We start from the raw sequence: 18,145 nt of genomic DNA, 5'->3' as shown, positions 1-18,145 counted from the left end.
TGCTCGCTGATGCTGTTGTAGAACTGGCGCGTGCGATCTTTGATCACCTCGCCATGCGGATTAGCGGCGGTGAGATTGTTCTGGATCAGGTCGGGCAGCGAGAGGCCCGCCGTGTCCACCTCGAAGCGGGCGTGGTCGGCGGTATCCGCCGCCACGGGCGCGGCCAGCGCCACCGCAGGCTCGGCCTCGATCTCATCCAGCAGCGCGGCAATCTGGCCGCCGCCGTCGTCGTCACCCTCTAGATCGGCCAGCAGCGCGGCCAGCTCGGCGTCGTCGCCACCCTCCAGCTCGGAGAGCAGGCCCGCCAGGGCGTCGCCATCCACCTGATCGGCCATGGCCTGGGCCAGCGCCACCGTAAAATCGGCGATGGTCTGGGCGTTGAACACGCTGCCCAGCGAGACCTCGATGGCCAGCGACTGGCGCACCCGCGAGACCACCTGGGTGGCCAGCAGCGAGTGGCCGCCCAGCTCGAAGAAGTTGTCGTACACGCCGATGGGCGCGATGCCCAGCAGCTCCTGCCAGATCTCGGCCACAGCCTGCTCGATCTCGTTGCGGGGGGCCACGTAGGGCGTGGGCAGGCTGGGGCGTTCGTGCAGGGCGGGCGCGGCGGCCTGCGGCTGCGGCGCGGCGGCCTGCGGCGCGCTGGCGGTGGCCCGCTCGCCCAGGCCGCGCTCAAGCACGGGCTGGGCCTCGCGCGGGGCCTCGATCCAGTAGCGCTGGCGCTCGAAGGGATAGGTGGGCAGCGGCACGCGCCGCCGCAGCTCGCCCGCGTAGAACTGCGCCCACACCGGGGCGATGCCGACCAGCCACAGGCGGGCCAGCGCGCCCAGCAGCGCGGCCTGGTCGGGCGCGGCATCCTGCGGGTGGCGCAGCGAGGTGATGGCCACCACCGGAGCGCCGCCCGCGCGGTTCTGCTGCGCCAGCGTGCTGAGCACGCGGCCAGGGCCAAGCTCCAGCAGCACCACCCCCGGCTCGGCCAGCACCGCCGCGATGCCATCGGCGAAGCGCACGGTCTGGCGCAGGTGGCGCACCCAGTAGGCCGGGTCGGTGGCCTCAGCGGCGGTCAGGGGCTGGCCGGTGAGGTTGGAGATCAGCTTGAGCGTGGGGGCGCTCAGGCGCACGCCGCGCACCACCTGGGCGAACTCCTCCAGCACCGGCTCCATCATGGCCGAGTGGAAGGCGTGCGAGGTGTGCAGTGGCCGCGTCTCCACGCCCTGGGCGGCCAGCCGCTGGGCCAGCGCCGCCACCTGGGCCTGCGGGCCGGAGACCACGCACAGGCTGGGGGCGTTGACCGCCGCCAGATCCAGCCCTTCGCCTAACAGGGGAAGCAGATCGGCCTCGGCCAGCGGCACGGAGAGCATCGCGCCGGGGGCCACGCGCTGCATCAGGTGGCCACGGGCGGCCACCAGCGCCAGCGCATCTTCCAATGAGAACACGCCCGCGAGGCAGGCGGCCACATACTCCCCGATGCTATGACCGATCATCACGCGGGGCTTGAGGCCCCACGACATCCACAGCTTGGCCAGCGCGTACTCCACCGCGAAGAGCGCGGGCTGGGTGTGCTGGGTCTGGCCCAGCAGCTCGGCGTGCGCGGCGGCATCGTCGGCGGGGAAGAGCAGCTCGCGCAGGTCGCGGCCCAGGGCGGGGCGCAGCAGCTCGGCGCAGGCATCTATCGCCTCGCGGAACACCGGCTCGCTCTCGTAGAGGCCGCGCCCCATCTGCACATACTGCGCGCCCTGGCCGGGGAACAGGAAGGCCAGCGGGCGCTCGGCGTGGTCGTGGCTGCCGCCCAGCGTGCGCTCGGGCAGGCCGCCCTCCAGCGCGGCGATGGCCTCCTCGCGGGTGGCGCACAGCACCGCGCGGCGCTGCCCGAAGGCGCGACGGCCCGCCTGGAGCGTGAAGGCCACATCGGCCAGATCGGCCTCGGGGTGGGCGCGCAGGTGCGCCGCCAGGTTGCGGCTGGCCGCCTCCAGCGCGCTGGGGGTGCGGGCCGAGAGCAGCAGCAGCTGCCAGGGGCGCGAGGGGCTGGTGGGCGGCAGCTCAGGGGCCTCCTCCAGCACCACGTGGGCGTTGGTGCCGCCGATGCCCAGCGAGCTGACGCCAGCGCGGCGCGGTTCGGCACCTGAACGCCATGGCGAGAGCGCCGCATTCACATAGAACGGGCTGTTGGCAAAATCGATCTTGGGGTTGGGAGCGATGTAGTGCACCAGCGGCGGCAGCAGCTCGTGCTTCAGCGCCAGCGCGGTCTTGATCAGGCCGGTCACGCCGCTGGCGCGGTCGAGGTGGCCCACGTTGGCCTTCAGCGAGCCGATGGCGCAGAACTGGCGCTTGGATGTGGGGCCAAAGGCCTTGGTCAGCGCCGCGATCTCAATCGGGTCGCCCATGGCCGTGCCGGTGCCGTGGGCCTCCACATAGCCGATGGTCTCGGCGGGCACACCCGCCACGGCCAGCGCCTCGCTGACCACCTTGGACTGGCCAGCCACGCTGGGCGCGGTGAAGCCGCCCTTGACCGCGCCATCGTTGTTGATGGCCGAGCCACGGATCACCGCGTAGATCTGGTCGCCGTCGGCCTGGGCGTCGGCCAGGCGCTTGAGCACCACCAGGGCCACCGCGTTGCCGAAAACCGTGCCCTGCGACTGCGCGTCGAACACGCGGCAGTGGCCATCGGGCGAAAGGATGCCGCCCTCGTGGTACTGGTAGCCTCGCTGCGGCACCTGAACGGAAGCGCCGCCCGCCAGCGCCATGTCGCACTCGCCATTCAGCAGGCTCTGCGCGGCCAGGTGAACCGCCACCAGCGAGGTCGAGCAGGCGGTCTGGACGCTGAGGCTGGGGCCTGTTAGGTTGAGCTTGTACGAGACGCGGGTGGCCAGGAAATCCTTGTCATTAGCGATAATCACCTGCTCCAAGCCCAGCGACTCGGCCATGGCGCGGTTGGCCAGCAGGTTGTTCAGCAGGTAGGTGTTCATCCCCGAGCCGCCGTAGACACCAATCGCGCCCGGGTAGCTCTCGGGGTCGTAGCCCGCGTTCTCAAGCGCCTGCCAGGCGCATTCCAAAAACAGGCGCTGCTGCGGGTCGGTGATCTCGGCCTCGCGCGGCACGAAGCCGAAGAACGAGGCGTCGAAATCCTCGATCCCATCCAGCTCGGCCCCGGCGCGGATGAAGTTGGGGTCGGCCAGGCGCTGCTGGCTCACGCCCGCCTCGGCCAGCTGCTCCTCGGTGTAGAAGGAGACCGACTCGGTGCCGTCGCAGAGATTTTTCCAAAACGTGTCTACATCGCCAGCGCCTGGGAAGCGACCGGCCATGCCGACGATGGCGATGTCGTTGCTATACTCAAAAGAGTCGTTGTCGCTCATAGTATTCCTCGCAGTTGGTTAGGCTGCCCGCGCAGGCGCACCCCGCGCGGGCGGAACAGGTCGCTACTCCTCGCCACGGCGGGCTGCGGCGCGGCGGCGGGCCATCTCGGCGCGGGATGTGGCGCGGCCCTCGCGCACGGGCGCGGCTGGCTCGGCGGCCTCGGGCGCGGGCAGATCGGCGGGCTGCGGCGCGAGGTGCGGCATCAGCGCGCTGATCGTGGGCGACTCGAACAGGGTGACGGGCGAGAGCTGCACGCCAAACGCCTGCTTGAGCTGGGCGATGAACTGGATGGCGATCAGCGAGTCGCAGCCCAGCTCGAAGAAGTTGTCGTGGATGCCCACATCCTCGATGCCCAGCACCGCCTTGCAGATCGCCACCACCTGCTGCTCCTGCGGGCTGCGCGGCGCGGCGTAGGGCGTGGCCAGCGCGGGGCGCGGGTGCGCGGCGCGGGCCGGGGCGGCGGGCAGATCCGGCGCGGGCGCGGCGGCGGCGGTGGTGCGGGCGATCCTGGCCGCGAGATCGCGGGTCGAGATCAGCACCTGGCCGAGGCGACGGTGCAGCAGCCGCGCGAACACCTCGGCACCCTCTTCCGGCAGGATGCCCTTGCGCAGCTCCTCCTCGCGCCACTCGCGCTGGGCGGCGGGCAGCTCGGGGCCTGCGGCGGCCATACCCACGCCCTGCCAGTTGTCCCAGTTGGCCGAGATGACCAGCCGACCCTGGGCCAGCGTGCTGCGGGCGAAGGCATCCAAGAAGGCGTTCGCGGCGCTGTAGTCCGCCGTCTGGATCGCGCCGATGGCGGATGTGAGCGACGAACAGAGCAGCATCCAGTCGAGCTGGACATCCTGGAGCGCGGCGTGCAGCGCCAGCGTGCCCTGAACCTTGGGCAGCAGCACGCTCTCGGCGGCCTCGATGCTCTTGGACTGGATCGGCTCGTTGCGCAGCAGGCCGGCGGCGTGGATGACGCCATTCAGCGACCCGAAGCGCTGGAGCGTGGCCTGGACAGCGGCCTGCATCTGGGCGGGGTCGGCGGCATCGGCGCGCAGCACCAGCACCTCGGCCCCCTGCTCCTCCAGATGCTGGAGCTGGCGGATGCGCTGGCTGGTCTCATCCTGCGCGCTGTGGGACAGCAGCCAGCGGCCCCACTCCTCGCGGGCGGGGAAGCCCGCGCGGCTGGTGAGCGCCAGCCGGGCGCGCGCGGCCGTGGCGAGGTAGCCGCCCAGCGTGAGGCCAATACCGCCCAGTCCGCCGGTGATGAGGTAGACGCCGCGCTCGCGCAGGCGGCGCGGGGCGGCGGCGCTCGGCTCCAGGCGGGCGGGCGCGAAGCGCAGCACCATGCGCTGACCATCGCGGTAGGCCACCTGGCGCTCGACGGGGGCCGTGGCCAGCTCGGCGATCAGCGCGTCGACCAGCTCGGCGCGGGCCGCGCCCTCAAGCTCGGCTGCGCCCAGGTCGACGCTGGCCGTGGCGATGTGGGGGTACTCCTGCGGCACCACCAGGCAGGGGCCAAGCACCGTGGCCTGCTCGGGGAAGCTGGCCCGCCCGCCCGCCACGGCCTGCATCTGCCGCGTGACAGCGGCCAGCGACACGGGCGCGAGCACCTGCCGCCCGAGGGCCTGCGACAGCAGCAGCAGGCTGTAGAAGCCCAGATCCTGGGCCTGCTCGACGCGGGCCGCCAGCGGCAGCGCATCGGCGGGCTGGATGCTCCACAGGTGGGCGATGGCACGCGGCACGCGGCCCGACGCAGCCATATCGGACAGCAGCGCGGCGTAGTCCTCGGCGGCGCGGGGGCGCAGCGTGTAGGCACCGCCGGGCAGCTTGGCGTAGGCCGCGCCGGGGCTGGCCAGCACCACATCCTGCCCCAGGGCGCGCAGCCGCGCCGCCAGCGCCGGGGCCAGGCCCAGGCCGTCGGCGAAGATCAGCCAGCAGGCGGGCTGGGCCAGCAGGCTCGCGGGGTCGAAGCTGTCGGCCTCGGCGGAGGGCTGCCAGACCGGCGTGGCGAACCAGTCGGCCATGTCGGCCAGCTTGGCGTCGCTGGCCAGCTTGGGCGCGGCGGCCACACCCTGCCGGGCCTCGATCCAGTAGCGCTGGCGCTCGAAGGGGTAGGTGGGCAGCAGCACGCGCTGGCGGCGCTCGCCAGCGTAGAGCGCGGCGGCGTCCACCTTCGCGCCAGCCAGCCAAAGCCGCCCGAGCGAGCCGAGCGCAAAGGCGCGGTCGTCGGTCTTCTCATTGGGGTGGCGCAGCGAGCCGAGGGTAAGCGCGGCCCGCTGGGGCTGCTGGCGGGCGAACGAGGCCAGCGTCTGGCCGGGGCCGACCTCCAGCAGCGCGCAGGCCGGGTCGGCCAGCAGCGCGGCCAGGCCATCCGCGAAGCGCACCGTGCCGCGCAGGTGGCGCACCCAGTAGGCCGGGTCGGTGGCCTGCTCGGCGGTGATCCAGCCGCCGGTCACGTTCGAGATGTAGGGCAGCTGCGGGGCGTGAAGGGCGACCCCGCGCACCACCTCGGCGAAGGCGTCGAGGATGGGGTCCATCATCGCGGAGTGGAAGGCGTGCGAGGTGTGCAGCCGCCGCGTGTGGATGTCGCGGGCGGCGAGCGCCTGGGCCAGCGCATCCACCGCCTCGGCGGGGCCAGAGACCACCGCCATGCCGGGGCTGTTGACGGCGGCCAGATCCAGCCCTTCGCCTAACATCGGCAGCAGCTCGGCCTCGGGCAGGGCCACGGCCAGCATCGCCCCTGCGGGCAGCGTGGCCATCAGGCGGCCACGGGCGGCCACCAGCGCCAGCGCATCCTCCAGCCCGAGCACGCCCGCCACGCAGGCGGCCACATACTCGCCGATGCTATGGCCGATCAGCGCATTGGGACGCACGCCCCAGGCCATCCACATCTGGGCTAGGCTGTACTCCACCGCGAAGAGCGCGGGCTGGGTGTACTGGGTCTGGTCCAGCAGGCCGTTGCCCTCCAGCGGCTCGGCGGGGAAGAGCAGCTCGCGCAGGTCGCGGCCCAGCGCGGGGCGCAGCAGCTCGGCGCAGCGGTCGAGCGCGGCGCGGAACACCGGCTCGCTGGCGTAGAGGCCGCTGGCCATGTGGGCGTACTGCGCACCCTGGCCGGAGAACATGAAGGCCACCGGCAGCTCGTGCTGGGGCGCGAGGCCCGCCTGCAGCCGCGCGGGGTCGGCCTGGGCCAGCGCCTCGGCGGCGTCGGCGGCATCGCGGGCCACCAGGGTGCGGCGGTGGGCGAAGATGCGGCGGCCCGTGTGCAGCGTGTAGGCCACATCGGCCAGGTTGGCCTCGGGGTTGGCGCGCAGGTGCGCGGCCAGGTTGGCCACCTGGGCATCCAGCGCGCTGGGCGTGTTGGCCGAGAGCTCCAGCAGCTGCCAGGGCCGCGCCGCGTCGGAGTCGTCCAGGAGCGGGGCCTGCTCGATCACCACGTGGGCGTTGGTGCCGCCGATGCCAAACGAGCTGACGCCCGCCCGCCGCAGCTCATCGCCATCGCGCCAGGGTGCGAGCGCCGCGCTCACGTAGAACGGGCTGCTGGCGAAATCGATGCTGGGGTTAGGCGCGCTGTAGTGCAGGCTGGGCGGGATCTGGCCGTGGCGCACCGCCAGCGCAGCCTTGATCAGGCCCGCCACGCCCGCCGCCGTGTCGAGGTGGCCGATATTGGTCTTCACCGAGCCGACCGCGCAGAAGCCAGCACGCTGGGTCTGGGCGCGGTAGGCCTGGGTCAGCGCGGCGATCTCGATCGGGTCGCCCATCGGCGTACCAGTGCCGTGGGCCTCGACATAGCCGATGCTCTCGGGGTGGACGCCCGCCACCGCCAGGGCCTCGGCGATCACCTCGGCCTGGCCGCTGACGCTGGGCGCGGTGTAGCCCACCTTGTCCGCGCCATCGTTGTTGATGGCCGAGCCTTTGATCACCGCGTAGATCTGGTCGCCGTCGGCCAGGGCGTCCTCAAGCCGCCGCAGGGCCACCAGACCCACGCCGTCGCCCCGCGTGGTGCCGCTGGCCGCCGCGTCGAAGGCGCGGCAGTGGCCGTCGGGCGAGGCGATGCCGCCCTGCTGGTACAGATAGCCCTCGGCCTGCGGCACCTTCACCATCGCGCCGCCCGCCAGCGCCATGTCGCACTCGCCGCGCAGCAGGCTCTGGCTGGCCTCGTGCACCGCCACCAGCGAGGTGGAGCAGGCGGTCTGGATGGTAACGCTGGGACCGCGCAGGTTCAGCTTGTAGGATGCGCGGGTGGCGGCAAAATCCTTGTCGTTGCCGACGAAGAGCTGGTGGAACCCGGCGTACTGGAGCAGATCGTCCCAGTTCGACGAGATGTTTTTCAGCAGATAGGTGTTCAGGCTGACCCCGGCGAACACGCCGATCCGGCCCGCGTAGCGCTCGGAGTCGTACCCGGCGCGCTCCAGCACCTCCCAGGCGCACTCCAGCAGCAGGCGCTGCTGGGGGTCCATAATCTCGACCTCCTTGGGCGTCATCCCGAACACGCCCGCGTCGAACAGGTCGGCCCCGTCGATCGGCGCGTTGGCCCGCACGTAGCTGGGGTCGCGCAGCAGCTCGGGCGCGACGCCCGCCGCCAGCAGCTCCTCCTCGCTGTAGAAGCGGATCGACTCGACGCCCTGCGTCAGGTTCTGCCAGAAATCCTCGACGCTGGCCGCGCCGGGGAAGCGCCCGGTCATACCCACGATGGCCACATCCGCCGCGCGGGCCTGGCCAAGCTGGCGGCGCAGCTCGGCGCGGGCCTGCCCTGGCTGGGCGGGCGCGGCCTGCTCGCCCTGGCCCAGGAAGCGGGCCAGCGCGCCGACGGTGGGGAAGCGGAACAGGTCGAGCATCGCGACCTCGCGGCCAAGCTGCTCGCGCAGGCGGGCGTGCACCTGGGCCATCAACAGCGAGTGGCCGCCCAGGTCGAAGAAGCTATCGTCGACGCCCACCCGCTCTATGCGCAGCACGTCCTGCCAGATCGCGGCGATCTGCTGCTCTAGCCCTGTGCTGGGCGCGACATAGGCCGTGCTCGGCTCCAGCCGCAGCGACTCGGGCGCGGGCAGGGCCTTGCGGTCGATCTTGCCGTTTGGCGTCAGCGGGAACGTGTCCAGCGGCACGAAGGCGGCGGGCACCATGTAGTCGGGCAGCTGCTCCTTCAGGAAGCGGCGCAGCTCCTCCGGCTCTAGCGCGGCGGCGGGGTCGGGCAGCAGGTAGGCCACCAGCGCCAGGTCGGCCCCGGCGGCGCGGCCCATGTCGCGGGCCACCACCACGGCCTGCCGCACGCCAGGGTGCTTGGCCAGCACGGCCTCGATCTCGCCGATCTCGATGCGGAAGCCGCGGATCTTGATCTGGAAGTCGACCCGGCTGAGGAATTCGAGCTGGCCGTCGGCGCGGTAGCGCACTAGGTCGCCCGTGCGGTAGAGCCGCGCGCCCTCGGGGCCGAACGGGTCGCGCACGAACTTCTCCGCCGTCAGCTCGGGGCGGCCCAGGTAGCCGCGCGCCAGGCCGTCGCCGCCGATCAGCAGCTCGCCGGGAACGCCCAGCGGCGCGGGCTGGCCCTGCGGGTCGAGCACGTAGAGCTGGGTGTTGGCGATCGGGTGGCCGATCGAGATGGTCGAGCCGGGCAGCACGCGGTCCACCGCCGACCAGATCGTGGTCTCGGTGGGGCCGTACATGTTCCACAGCGACTCGCCGCATTCCAGCAGCCTATCGGCCAGCTCGCGGGGCAGCGCCTCGCCGCCGCACAGGATCTTCAGCCCCGGCGTGCCGCGCCAGCCCGCCCCCAGCATCAGCCGCCAGGTGGCCGGGGTGGCCTGCATCACCGTCACGCCGCGCCGCTCGATCAGGCCCAGCAGCGCCGCGCCGTCGGCGGCGTCGGCCCGCGTGGCCAGCACCACCCGCGCGCCCACGATCAGCGGCAGGTACAGCTCTAGCCCGGCGATGTCGAAGGACAGCGTGGTGACGGCCAGCAGCGCGTCGTCGGCGCGGATGCCCGGCTCCTCGCGCATCGACCAGAGGAAGTTGGTGAGCGCGCGGTGCGGGATCTGCACGCCCTTCGGCCTGCCGGTGGAGCCGGATGTGTAGAGCACGTAGGCCAGAGCATCGGGCGTGGCCAGCGGCTCCAGCGCGGCGCTGCTGTGGCCCACCACCGCGCCCCAGTCAGCATCCAGGCACAGCACCTGCGCGGCGTGGCCCGGGATGTGGTCGCGCAGGGCGTGCTCGGTCAGCAGCACGGGGGCCTGCGAGTCGTGCAGCATGTAGGCCAGCCGCTCGGGCGGGAAGGCCGGGTCGAGCGGCACATAGGCCCCGCCCGCCTTCAGGATGCCCAGCAGCGCCACCAGCATCTCGGGCGAGCGCTCGGAGCACAGGCCCACCAGCACCTCGGGGCCGACGCCCAGCCCGCGCAGGTGGCGGGCCAGCTGGTTCGAGCGCTCATCCAGCTCGCGGTAGCTCAGGGCGCGGTCGCCGCACTGCACGGCCACGGCCTGGGGCGTGCGGGCGGCCTGGGCGGCCACCAGCTCGTGGGTGCACTGGCCGCTGGGGTAGGCGCTGGGCGCGGCGCGGCCCTGGGCCAGCGCGGCCTCGCGCTCGGCCTCGGCCAGCAGCGGCAGGTCGAGCAGGCGGGCCGCCGGGTCGGCCAGGGCTGCGCCCAGCAGGCGGGCGAAGTGGCCGTGCAGGCGCTCCACTGTGGCCGCGTCGAACAGGTCGGTGTTGTACTCCCACCAGCCGGTCATACCCTGCTCGCCCTCGGTGATGGAGAGCGTCAGGTCGTAGAGCGCGGTCTCGTTTGGCAGCTCTACCGGCGCGAGCGCCAGCCCTGGCAGGGCCAGCGGCGCGGCGGGGGCGTTGTGCAGCACAAACATCACCTGGAAGATTGGCGAGCGGCTGAGGTCGCGCTGGGGCTGTAGCTCCTCGACCAGTCGCTCGAAGGGCAGATCCTGGTGGGCGTAGGCCCCCAGGGTCACCTCGCGCACCTGCTCGACCAGCGCGCGGAAGCTGGCCGCCTGGGCCAGATCAGTGCGCAGCGCCAGCGTGTTCAGGAAGAAGCCGATCAGGTGCTCGATCTCCACGTGGTTGCGGCCCGCGATAGGCGTGCCCACCACCACATCGGCCTGGCCGGTGTAGCGGTAGAGCAGGGTTTTAAATGCGGCCAGCAGCGTCATGAAGGGCGTGGCCCCCAGGCTGCGGCTCAGGTCGGCCACGGCGGCGCTGAGCGGCAGGCCCAGTGTGAAAGGCAGCCGCGCGCCTCGGTAGGTCTGCACCGGCGGGCGCACGCGGTCGGCGGGCATGTCCAGCACGGGCAGCGATCCGCCCAGCTGGCGCTTCCAATAGCCCAGCTGCTCATCCAGCACATCGCCCTGGAGCCAGCCGCGCTGCCAGATCGCATAGTCGGCGTACTGGATGGGCAGCGGCGGCAGATCGGGCTGCTGGCCTGCGGCGAAGGCGGCGTAGAGCGCGCCGATCTCGCGCACCAGCGCGCCGGTCGACCAGTCGTCGGAGACGATGTGGTGCATGTTCAGCAGGAAGATGTGGCGCTGATCGGCCAGCCGCAGCAGCGTGGTGCGCAGCAGCGGCCCACGCGCCAGGTCGAAGGGGCGGCGAGCCTCCTCGGCCATCAGGGCGCGCAGCTGGCGCTCCTGCTCCTCGCCCGCCAGCGCCGCGAGGTCGTGGCGGCGCAGCTCCACGGCGGCGGGCTGGCCCACCACCTGGGCGGGCTGGCCATCCACCAGCTGGAAGGTGGTGCGCAGCGCCTCGTGGCGGCGCACGATCTCGCCCAGCGCTCGCTCCAGCGCATCCACAGCCAGCGCGCCATCTAGGCGCACGGCGGCGGGCGTGTTGTAGAACGGGCTGTCTGGCTCAAGCTGGGCCAGGAACCACAGCCGCTGCTGCGCGAACGACAGCGGCAGCGGGCCGCAGCGCTCGGCGGGGGCGATGGCGGGCGCGGCGGGCGCGGCGGGCGCATCCAGATGCGCCGCCAGGGCCTCGACCGTCGGCCCCTCGAACAGCAGCCGCAGCGGCAGATCCACGCCGAAGGCCTCGCGCACGCGCGACATCACCTGCGTGGCCAGCAGCGAGTGGCCGCCCAGCTCGAAGAAGTTGGCGTCCACGCCCACCTGGGCCAGGCCCAGCACCTCGGCCCAGATCTGGGCGAGCGCGCGCTCGGCGGGGGTGCGCGGGGCCAGCGCCGGGGCCGCGCCGTCGTCGGCGCTGGCGTCGGGGGCGGGCAGGGCGCGCTCATCCAGCTTGCCGTTGGGCGTCAGCGGCAGCGCATCCAGCGCCACGTAGGCGCTGGGCAGCATGTGGGCGGGCAGCACCTGGCGCAGCGCGGCCCGCAGCTCGGCGGCGGCGGGGGCATAGCCCTGCGGCACCACATAGGCCACCAGCCGCTTGTCGCCGCCCTGGCCGCGCACCACCACCGCCGCCTCGCGCACCTGCGGGTGCTGGCGCAGCGCGCTCTCGATCTCGCCCAGCTCGATGCGGAAGCCGCGAATCTTCACCTGCTGGTCGGCGCGGCCCACAAACTCGATGTTGCCATCCGGCAGGTAGCGGGCCAAATCGCCCGTGCGGTAGAGCCGCGCGCCCTCGGGGCCGAACGGGTCGCGCACGAACTTCTGCGCCGTCAGCTCGGGCTGGCCCAGGTAGCCGCGCGCCAGCCCGATGCCGCCCACGTAGACCTCGCCGGGGACGCCCACGGGCACGGGCTGCATGTGCTGGTCGAGCAGGTAGATCTTCTTGTTCTGCACTGGGCGGCCCGTGGGGATGCGGGTCAGCGCAGCCACCGTGGCCTCGTCGCAGCGGGTCTTGTAAAGCGTGGTGGTGATCACGGCCTCGGTCGGGCCGTAGGCGTTCAGGAAGATCATGGGCCGCTTGGTCAGCGCCGCCCAGGCCCGCAGCTTCTCCAGCGATGGGGCCTCGCCGCCCGTCAGGATCACGTGCAGCGGCACGCGGAACGGCTCGCCCCGCGCCGCCAGCACATCCACCCACTGGTGCCACACCGAGGCGGGCAGGTGCATCACCGTCACCTGCTGGCGCTCGCAGAACTGGGTCAGCGCCGCGCCCGTCAGCTCGGCGCTGGGGATCTCGGGGATCACAAACGTCGCGCCGATCACCAGGGGCGGGAACAGCACCGCCGCCGCCGCGTCGAAGCTGAGCGACACGAACAGCATCACGCGGTCGGCCTCGCTCAGCTCGTGGCTCTCCACAAAGCCCAGCGTGTGGTGCACCAGCTCGCGGTGCTCGACCATCACGCCCTTGGGCCTGCCGGTGGAGCCGGATGTGTAGATGACGTAGGCCAGGCTGCTGGCGCTGGCGCTGGGCGCGGGGTTGGTGCGCGGCTGCGCGGCCAGCGTGGCCACGTCGGCGCGCAGGTCGATGCGCGCCCAGCCGCCCTGCTCGCCCAGTGCGGCCTCGCCGCAGGTGACGACCGCCGCCACGCTGGCGTCGTCGATCATGAAAGCCAGCCGCTCGGGCGGGTAGGCCGGGTCGAGCGGCACGTAGGCCCCGCCCGCCTTCAGGATGCCCAGGATGCCCACCACGGCCTCGGGCGAGCGCTCGACACACAGGCCCACCAGCACCTCCGGCCCCACGCCCAGACCGCGCAGCGCGTGGGCCAGCTGGTTGGCCCGCTCGTTCAGCTCGCGGTAGCTGGTGGTGGCCTCACCGTAGGCCAGCGCCACCGCGTCGGGCGTGCGCTCGGCCTGGCGCTCGAACAGCTGGTGGATGCACACATCCTGCGGGTAGTCGGCCTCGGTGGCGTTCCAGTCCACCAGCAGCAGGCGCTGCTCTTCCTCACTCAGCAGGGGCAGCTCGGCCACGGGCGCATCGGGCTGGGCGGCGGCGCTGGCCAGCAGCGTCACCAGGTGGCCCGCCATGCGCTCGGCGGTGGCGTGGTCGAACAGGTCGGCGCTGTACTCCAGCCAGCCGTCGATCTGGGAGGGCTGGTCGAGGGCGCGGGTCTCGTTCAGCTCTAGGCCCAGGTCGAGCTTGGCGGTGCCGGTGTCGATCTCCTCGAACTGCATGCGCAGGCGGTCGATCTGAAGCGCCCCCGCCGGGTTCTCCTCGAAGCTGAAGGCCACCTGGCACAGCGGCGCGTGGCTGAGCGTGCGCTCAAGCTGCAGCTCATCCACCAGCTTCTCGAAGGGCAGCTCCTGGTGGGCGTAGGCCGCCAGCGCGGTGCGCTGGGTGCGCCGCAGCAGCTCGCGGAAGCTGGGCTGGCCGCCTAGGTCGGCGCGCAGCGGCAGGGTGTTCAGCAGGCAGCCGATCAGGCCGGCGGCCTCGGGCTGGCTGCGCTCGGCCACCGGCACGCCCACCACCAAATCGCTCTGGCCGCTGTAGCGCGAGAGCAGCGCGGTGTAGCCCGCCAGCAGCGTCATGAACAGCGTCACGCCCTCGGCGCGGCTCAGGTCGGCCAGGGCCTGGGCCAGGGCGGGCGGCAGCGCCACCGGCACGCGCCCGCCCCGGAAGCTGGGCGCGGCGGGGCGCGGCCTGTCGGTGGGCATGTCGAGCACGGGCGGGCAGCCCGCCAGCTGCTGCGCCCAGTAGGCCAGCTGCTCCTCCAGCAGCGGTCCGGCCAGGCGCGCGCGCTGCCAGGCGGCGTAGTCGGGGTACTGGATGGCCAGCGGCGGCAGCGGGTCGGGCTGGCCTGCGGCGAAGGCCTGGTAGATGGCCACAAACTCGCGGAACAGCACGCCGGTGGACCAGCCGTCGGAGATGATGTGGTGCATGGTCAGCAGCCCCAGGGTCTCCTCGTCGGCCAGCCGCAGCAGGGTCAGGCGGATGAGCGGGCCAGTGGCCAGGTCGAAGGGGCGGCGCACCTCCTCGGCCATCAGGCGCTGGGCCTGGGCGGGGCGCTCGGCCTCGGGCAGGCCGCGCAGGTCGTGGCGCAGCGGCTCCATGCCTAGCGCGGGGGCCACCACGGCTATGGGCGCGCCGCCCTGCTCGCGGAAGGTGGTGCGCAGCACCTCGTGGCGCAGCGCGATCTGCTCCATGCTGCGCACCAGCACGGCCTCATCCAGCGGGCCGACCATGCGCACCACACCCGCCATGGTGTAGAGCGCGCTGCCCGGCATCAGCTGGTCCATGAACCACATGCGCTCCTGCGCGAACGAGAGCGGGGTGGATGCCAGCTCGGCCCGCCGTGGGATGGCGCGGGCGCTGTCGCCGCGCTTCTGGGCCAGCCGCCGCGCCAGCAGCTCGCGCTTGGCGGGGGACAGCTCGGCGATACGGTCTCGTGATTCGGTCACGGGTTTCTCCTCGCTGATATCACATCCACTGGAGCAGGCGCATGGTCTGCCCCGCCAGATCGTCACCCTGGAACACGCCCTGCACCACGCCGCCACGGTCGATCACCACCACGGCGGCCTGCTTCTCGACACCGCCGATGCCGTAGGCCTTGCAGGCCTGGCCGCTCCAGTCCGGCAGGATCATCACGTAGTCGGCGGGGTCGAAGCCCGCTGGCACGCCCTGCGCCGACTCCTTGTAGGCGCGCTTGAGCATAAAGGTGATCATGCCGTGGAACAGGGCGGGCACGTTGCCGAAGTCGAAGATGCTGGCCACGGTGGCCTGCCCCGGCAGCGGCAGCGCGGCCCGCACGGCGGCATTGATCTCGCCCACCGCCGCCGTGGTGCCCTGGCTGGCGAACACCAGCACCAGCGGGCGGCCCAGGCTGCTGGCCAGGCTCACCTCGCGGCCCGAGCCGACGGCGGTGATGCGGAACTCGGGGGCCTGCTGGCCCACGGCCACCGCACCCTGCGGCGCGCCCAGCGCCCGCTCCAGCGAGGCCTGCTCGGCCTGGGGCACGTGCGGGTCGCCCGCCAGATAGCCCAGCGTGTGCTTGGCCGCATCCATGCCCGAGAGCAGCGCCGCCGACTGGCCGCCGCCCGGCACTGTCCACGCGCCCGCCAGAAACAGGTTGGCAATCGGCGTGGCCTCGGTCAGGCGGCACAGGTACATGCCCTCCACCGACTGCTCGTAGCCGAACACCGCGCCGCTGCGGTTGAGCGTGTACTGCGCGTTGGTCAGCGGGGTGGCGATCTCGATCACGCGGGCGGCGGCGCGCAGGCCGGGCACATGCTGCTCGGCGCGGCGCAGCAGCACGTCGGCCACCTCCTGCTTGATCCGCTGGTACTCGGAGCTAGTGCTGTAGCTGGCCAGATCGCCCTTGGTGCCCCAGGTGTCGGCGTAGGCCCAGGGGGCCAGCGCCATGATCGTCATCACCGCGCCGCCCTTGGGGGCCGCGTCGGGGTTGGCGTGGGTGTAGTGGGCGATCACCAGCGGCACGCGCTCCCAGTCGCCGCGCTGGATGGCCTCGTACTGCCCGTCGAGGTCGTAGTCCTCGGAGATAAACAGCTCGTGGGGCGGCCAGCCCTCGGCGGCGAAGTCGCGGTCGAGGCCGATGAAGATGTTGAAGGTCGAGAGCGAGTCGGGCGTGGTGTCGACGCGGGTCAGGTAGCCTGCGGGCAGGTGCTCGCCGCCCACCATCTTCAGCAACGTGCTGGGCGCGCTGGCGTTGGAGATCACCACCTGGGCGGGCAGCTCCTCGCCGCCTGCGGTGCGCACGCCGCACACCAGGCCGTCGCGCACCAGCACCTTCTCGACCCGCTGGCCGTAGCGCAGCTCGCCGCCGCCCAGCGCGATCACGCGCTCCAGAGCGTGGTTCAGGGCCATGGAGCCGCCGCGCGGGTAGTAGGCCCCGTAGTGGTGGGCGCTGCCCCACACCAGCGCCAGCGCCGGGGCACTCAGGCGCGCGGGCGGCAGGCCGCAGTAGGTCCACAGCGTGCCGATGATCGCCTGCAGCTTGGGGTCGCGGATGTGGCGGGCCACCAGCTGGCCCCAGCTCTCGGTGATGGCGTGGATGAGGTGGGGGTAGCGCTTGGGCATGGCGTCGGGGCCGCCGGGCAGGTCCATGTCGCCGTCGGCGCGCATGCGGTGGGTCTCGCGGTAGATCGCGAACATCTCGTCGAACAGCGAGCGGATGCTGTCGGCCTCGTCGGGGAACTGGCGGATCAGCTCGGCCTCGTAGGCCACCGGGTCGGCGTGGGCCGTCACCTCGTGCTCGGGGAAGCGCGTGACGTAGTAGGGGTCGAGCCGCGTGAACTGCACCTCATCCAGCACGCCCAGGTCGCGCAGGGCGGCGTGCGCCCAGCCGCCCGGGCTGATGCCGTCCATGCTGTGCAGGCTGAAGTCGAAGTAGTAGTCGCCGCGCTGGGTGCCGTGGGCGTAGCCGCCCGGCCCGCTGCCCTGCTCTAGCACCAGCACGCGCTTGCCTGCCTTGGCAAGGTGCGCCGCCGCCGAGAGGCCGCCTAGTCCCGCGCCAATAATAATTGCATCCCAGGGTATTTCCACGGTCTGCTCCTTATCGTCAATTGTTCAGTGATGATGGGCCATCTATCGCTTGCAATCCGATGCGTGCTCTTCTTTTCCCCACTGCGCTGCCCCAATAGTGCTGGGCTGGCTCTTTGCTCTGCTCATAGATCTGACCTTCTGCCAGTTCCCCCTGGCCTTCTGCCAGTTCCCCCTGACCTTCTGCCAGTTCCCCCTGACCTTCTGCCAGTTCCCCCTGACCTTCTGCCAGTTCCCCCTGGCCTTCTGCCAGTTCCCCCTGACCTTCTGCCAGTTCCCCCTGACCTTCTGCCAGTTCCCCCTGACCTTCTGCCAATCTACCAACCATTCTCTCAATCTACCAGCTATTTACTCACTCATCAGGCTCAAAACAGCGCATCCGCACTTTTTCTTTATGAAAACAATCTCTTGACGTATGCTCACTTTTACTACCTTTTCAGGCGCATTCATGTCATCTGCGCCCTGGGCATAATCCCAGGGCGCAGAGAAAGCCTACTAATCCGCCGCAACAGGCGCGATGGTAGCCGCAGTCTGGGGCTGGGCGGTGCGGCGCAGCAGCACCACGCCAAGCCAGATGTGGAAGCCAGGGGCCAGGATGGTGCCGCCCAGCATGGCCAGCAGCGCCATCATCGCGATCTGGGTGCCGGGGATGAACCAGTCGGTCAGGCCGAAGATCAGGGTCAGCACATAGTCCACGCCCGTGGCGATGGCGAACCAGGCCAGGCCGGGGTGCAGATCCTTGCGGCGCAGCAGCAGCAGGCCCACCAGCGTATACCACAGGCCCACGCCGCCGTACTGGAACACGCCGTTCACATCGGTGCCGCCGCCCACCGCCACCTTGGCCGCCAGCATAAAGGACTGCTCGCCGGTCTGATAGGCGCTCAGAAGCTGATCCTTCACCAGAAACACGCCACGGAAGCAGTCAATGGCCAGCGAGGCCGAGCCGAGGTAGGCGATGATCGTGAACCAGTTGAGCGCGCCAGCGCCCTTGCCGTCGTCGGGGCGGGCCAGCCGCACCGCCGCCGGGATGACGGCCAGCGCGAGCAGGCCCACAAAGCCGAAGGCGATGCGCCAGGTGTAGGTGTAGTAGGGAATCTGTGCCAGGGTTGTCCAGTAGCGCTCGTCGCGGTACTGCTCCACCGGGTCGAGCATCAGCGCGATGCCCATCACCGCGTAGGCCACCGGGAGAAGCAGCGAGGCGTAGGCCCCGAACCGTAGGATGCTGCGATCTTCACTGTTCATTGCACGCTCCTTAAACCTGTTTGATACGGGTAGACTTGTTTTGCTTGGGGCCGCGCCCCTCACCAGATCTCACTATTTTGGGCATTTCGACGTCGAGCCGACCAGCGTGCGCCTTCGTCGATGGCGATTTCTGTTGATTGCTGGGTGGATGCCCTGCGCGGGCGGCGACTAGGGGCCAGCCCCTAGTAACCCCGCCAGGGGGTGTAACCCCCTTGGAACCCCCAATTTGAGGCGT

General features: G+C 71.6%; 4 protein-coding genes and 1 pseudogene. All 5 read right to left on the bottom strand.

The window, feature by feature from the left end; all coding sequences use genetic code 11:
- Positions 1-230: 230 nt before the first annotated feature.
- Positions 231-3,353: pseudogene (locus F8S13_20365) on the bottom strand (type I polyketide synthase).
- Positions 3,354-3,416: 63 nt separating this feature from the next.
- Positions 3,417-14,570: an amino acid adenylation domain-containing protein gene (locus F8S13_20360; GenBank protein KAB8141160.1), complete on the bottom strand. Its 11,154-nt coding sequence runs from the start codon at positions 14,568-14,570 to the stop codon at positions 3,417-3,419.
- Positions 14,571-14,589: 19 nt separating this feature from the next.
- Entirely contained in the window at positions 14,590-16,692 is a 2,103-nt protein-coding gene (locus F8S13_20355) for an NAD(P)/FAD-dependent oxidoreductase (protein ID KAB8141159.1), read from the bottom strand.
- Positions 16,688-16,984 carry a hypothetical protein gene (locus tag F8S13_20350; protein KAB8141158.1) on the bottom strand — a complete coding sequence of 99 codons (297 nt, stop codon included), beginning with the start codon at positions 16,982-16,984 and terminating at the stop codon, positions 16,688-16,690. The genes F8S13_20355 and F8S13_20350 overlap by 5 nt, the downstream gene beginning before the upstream one ends.
- Before the next feature lie 179 nt (positions 16,985-17,163).
- A complete protein-coding gene (locus F8S13_20345; protein ID KAB8141157.1) occupies positions 17,164-17,910 on the bottom strand; it encodes a hypothetical protein in 747 nt (248 codons plus the stop codon).
- Positions 17,911-18,145: the final 235 nt, after the last annotated feature.

This window comes from Chloroflexia bacterium SDU3-3 (genome assembly GCA_009268125.1).
Lineage (GTDB): Bacteria > Chloroflexota > Chloroflexia > Chloroflexales > Roseiflexaceae > SDU3-3.
Note: the sequence above shows the minus strand (reverse complement) of the source record. Positions and strands in the feature narration are given on the sequence as shown.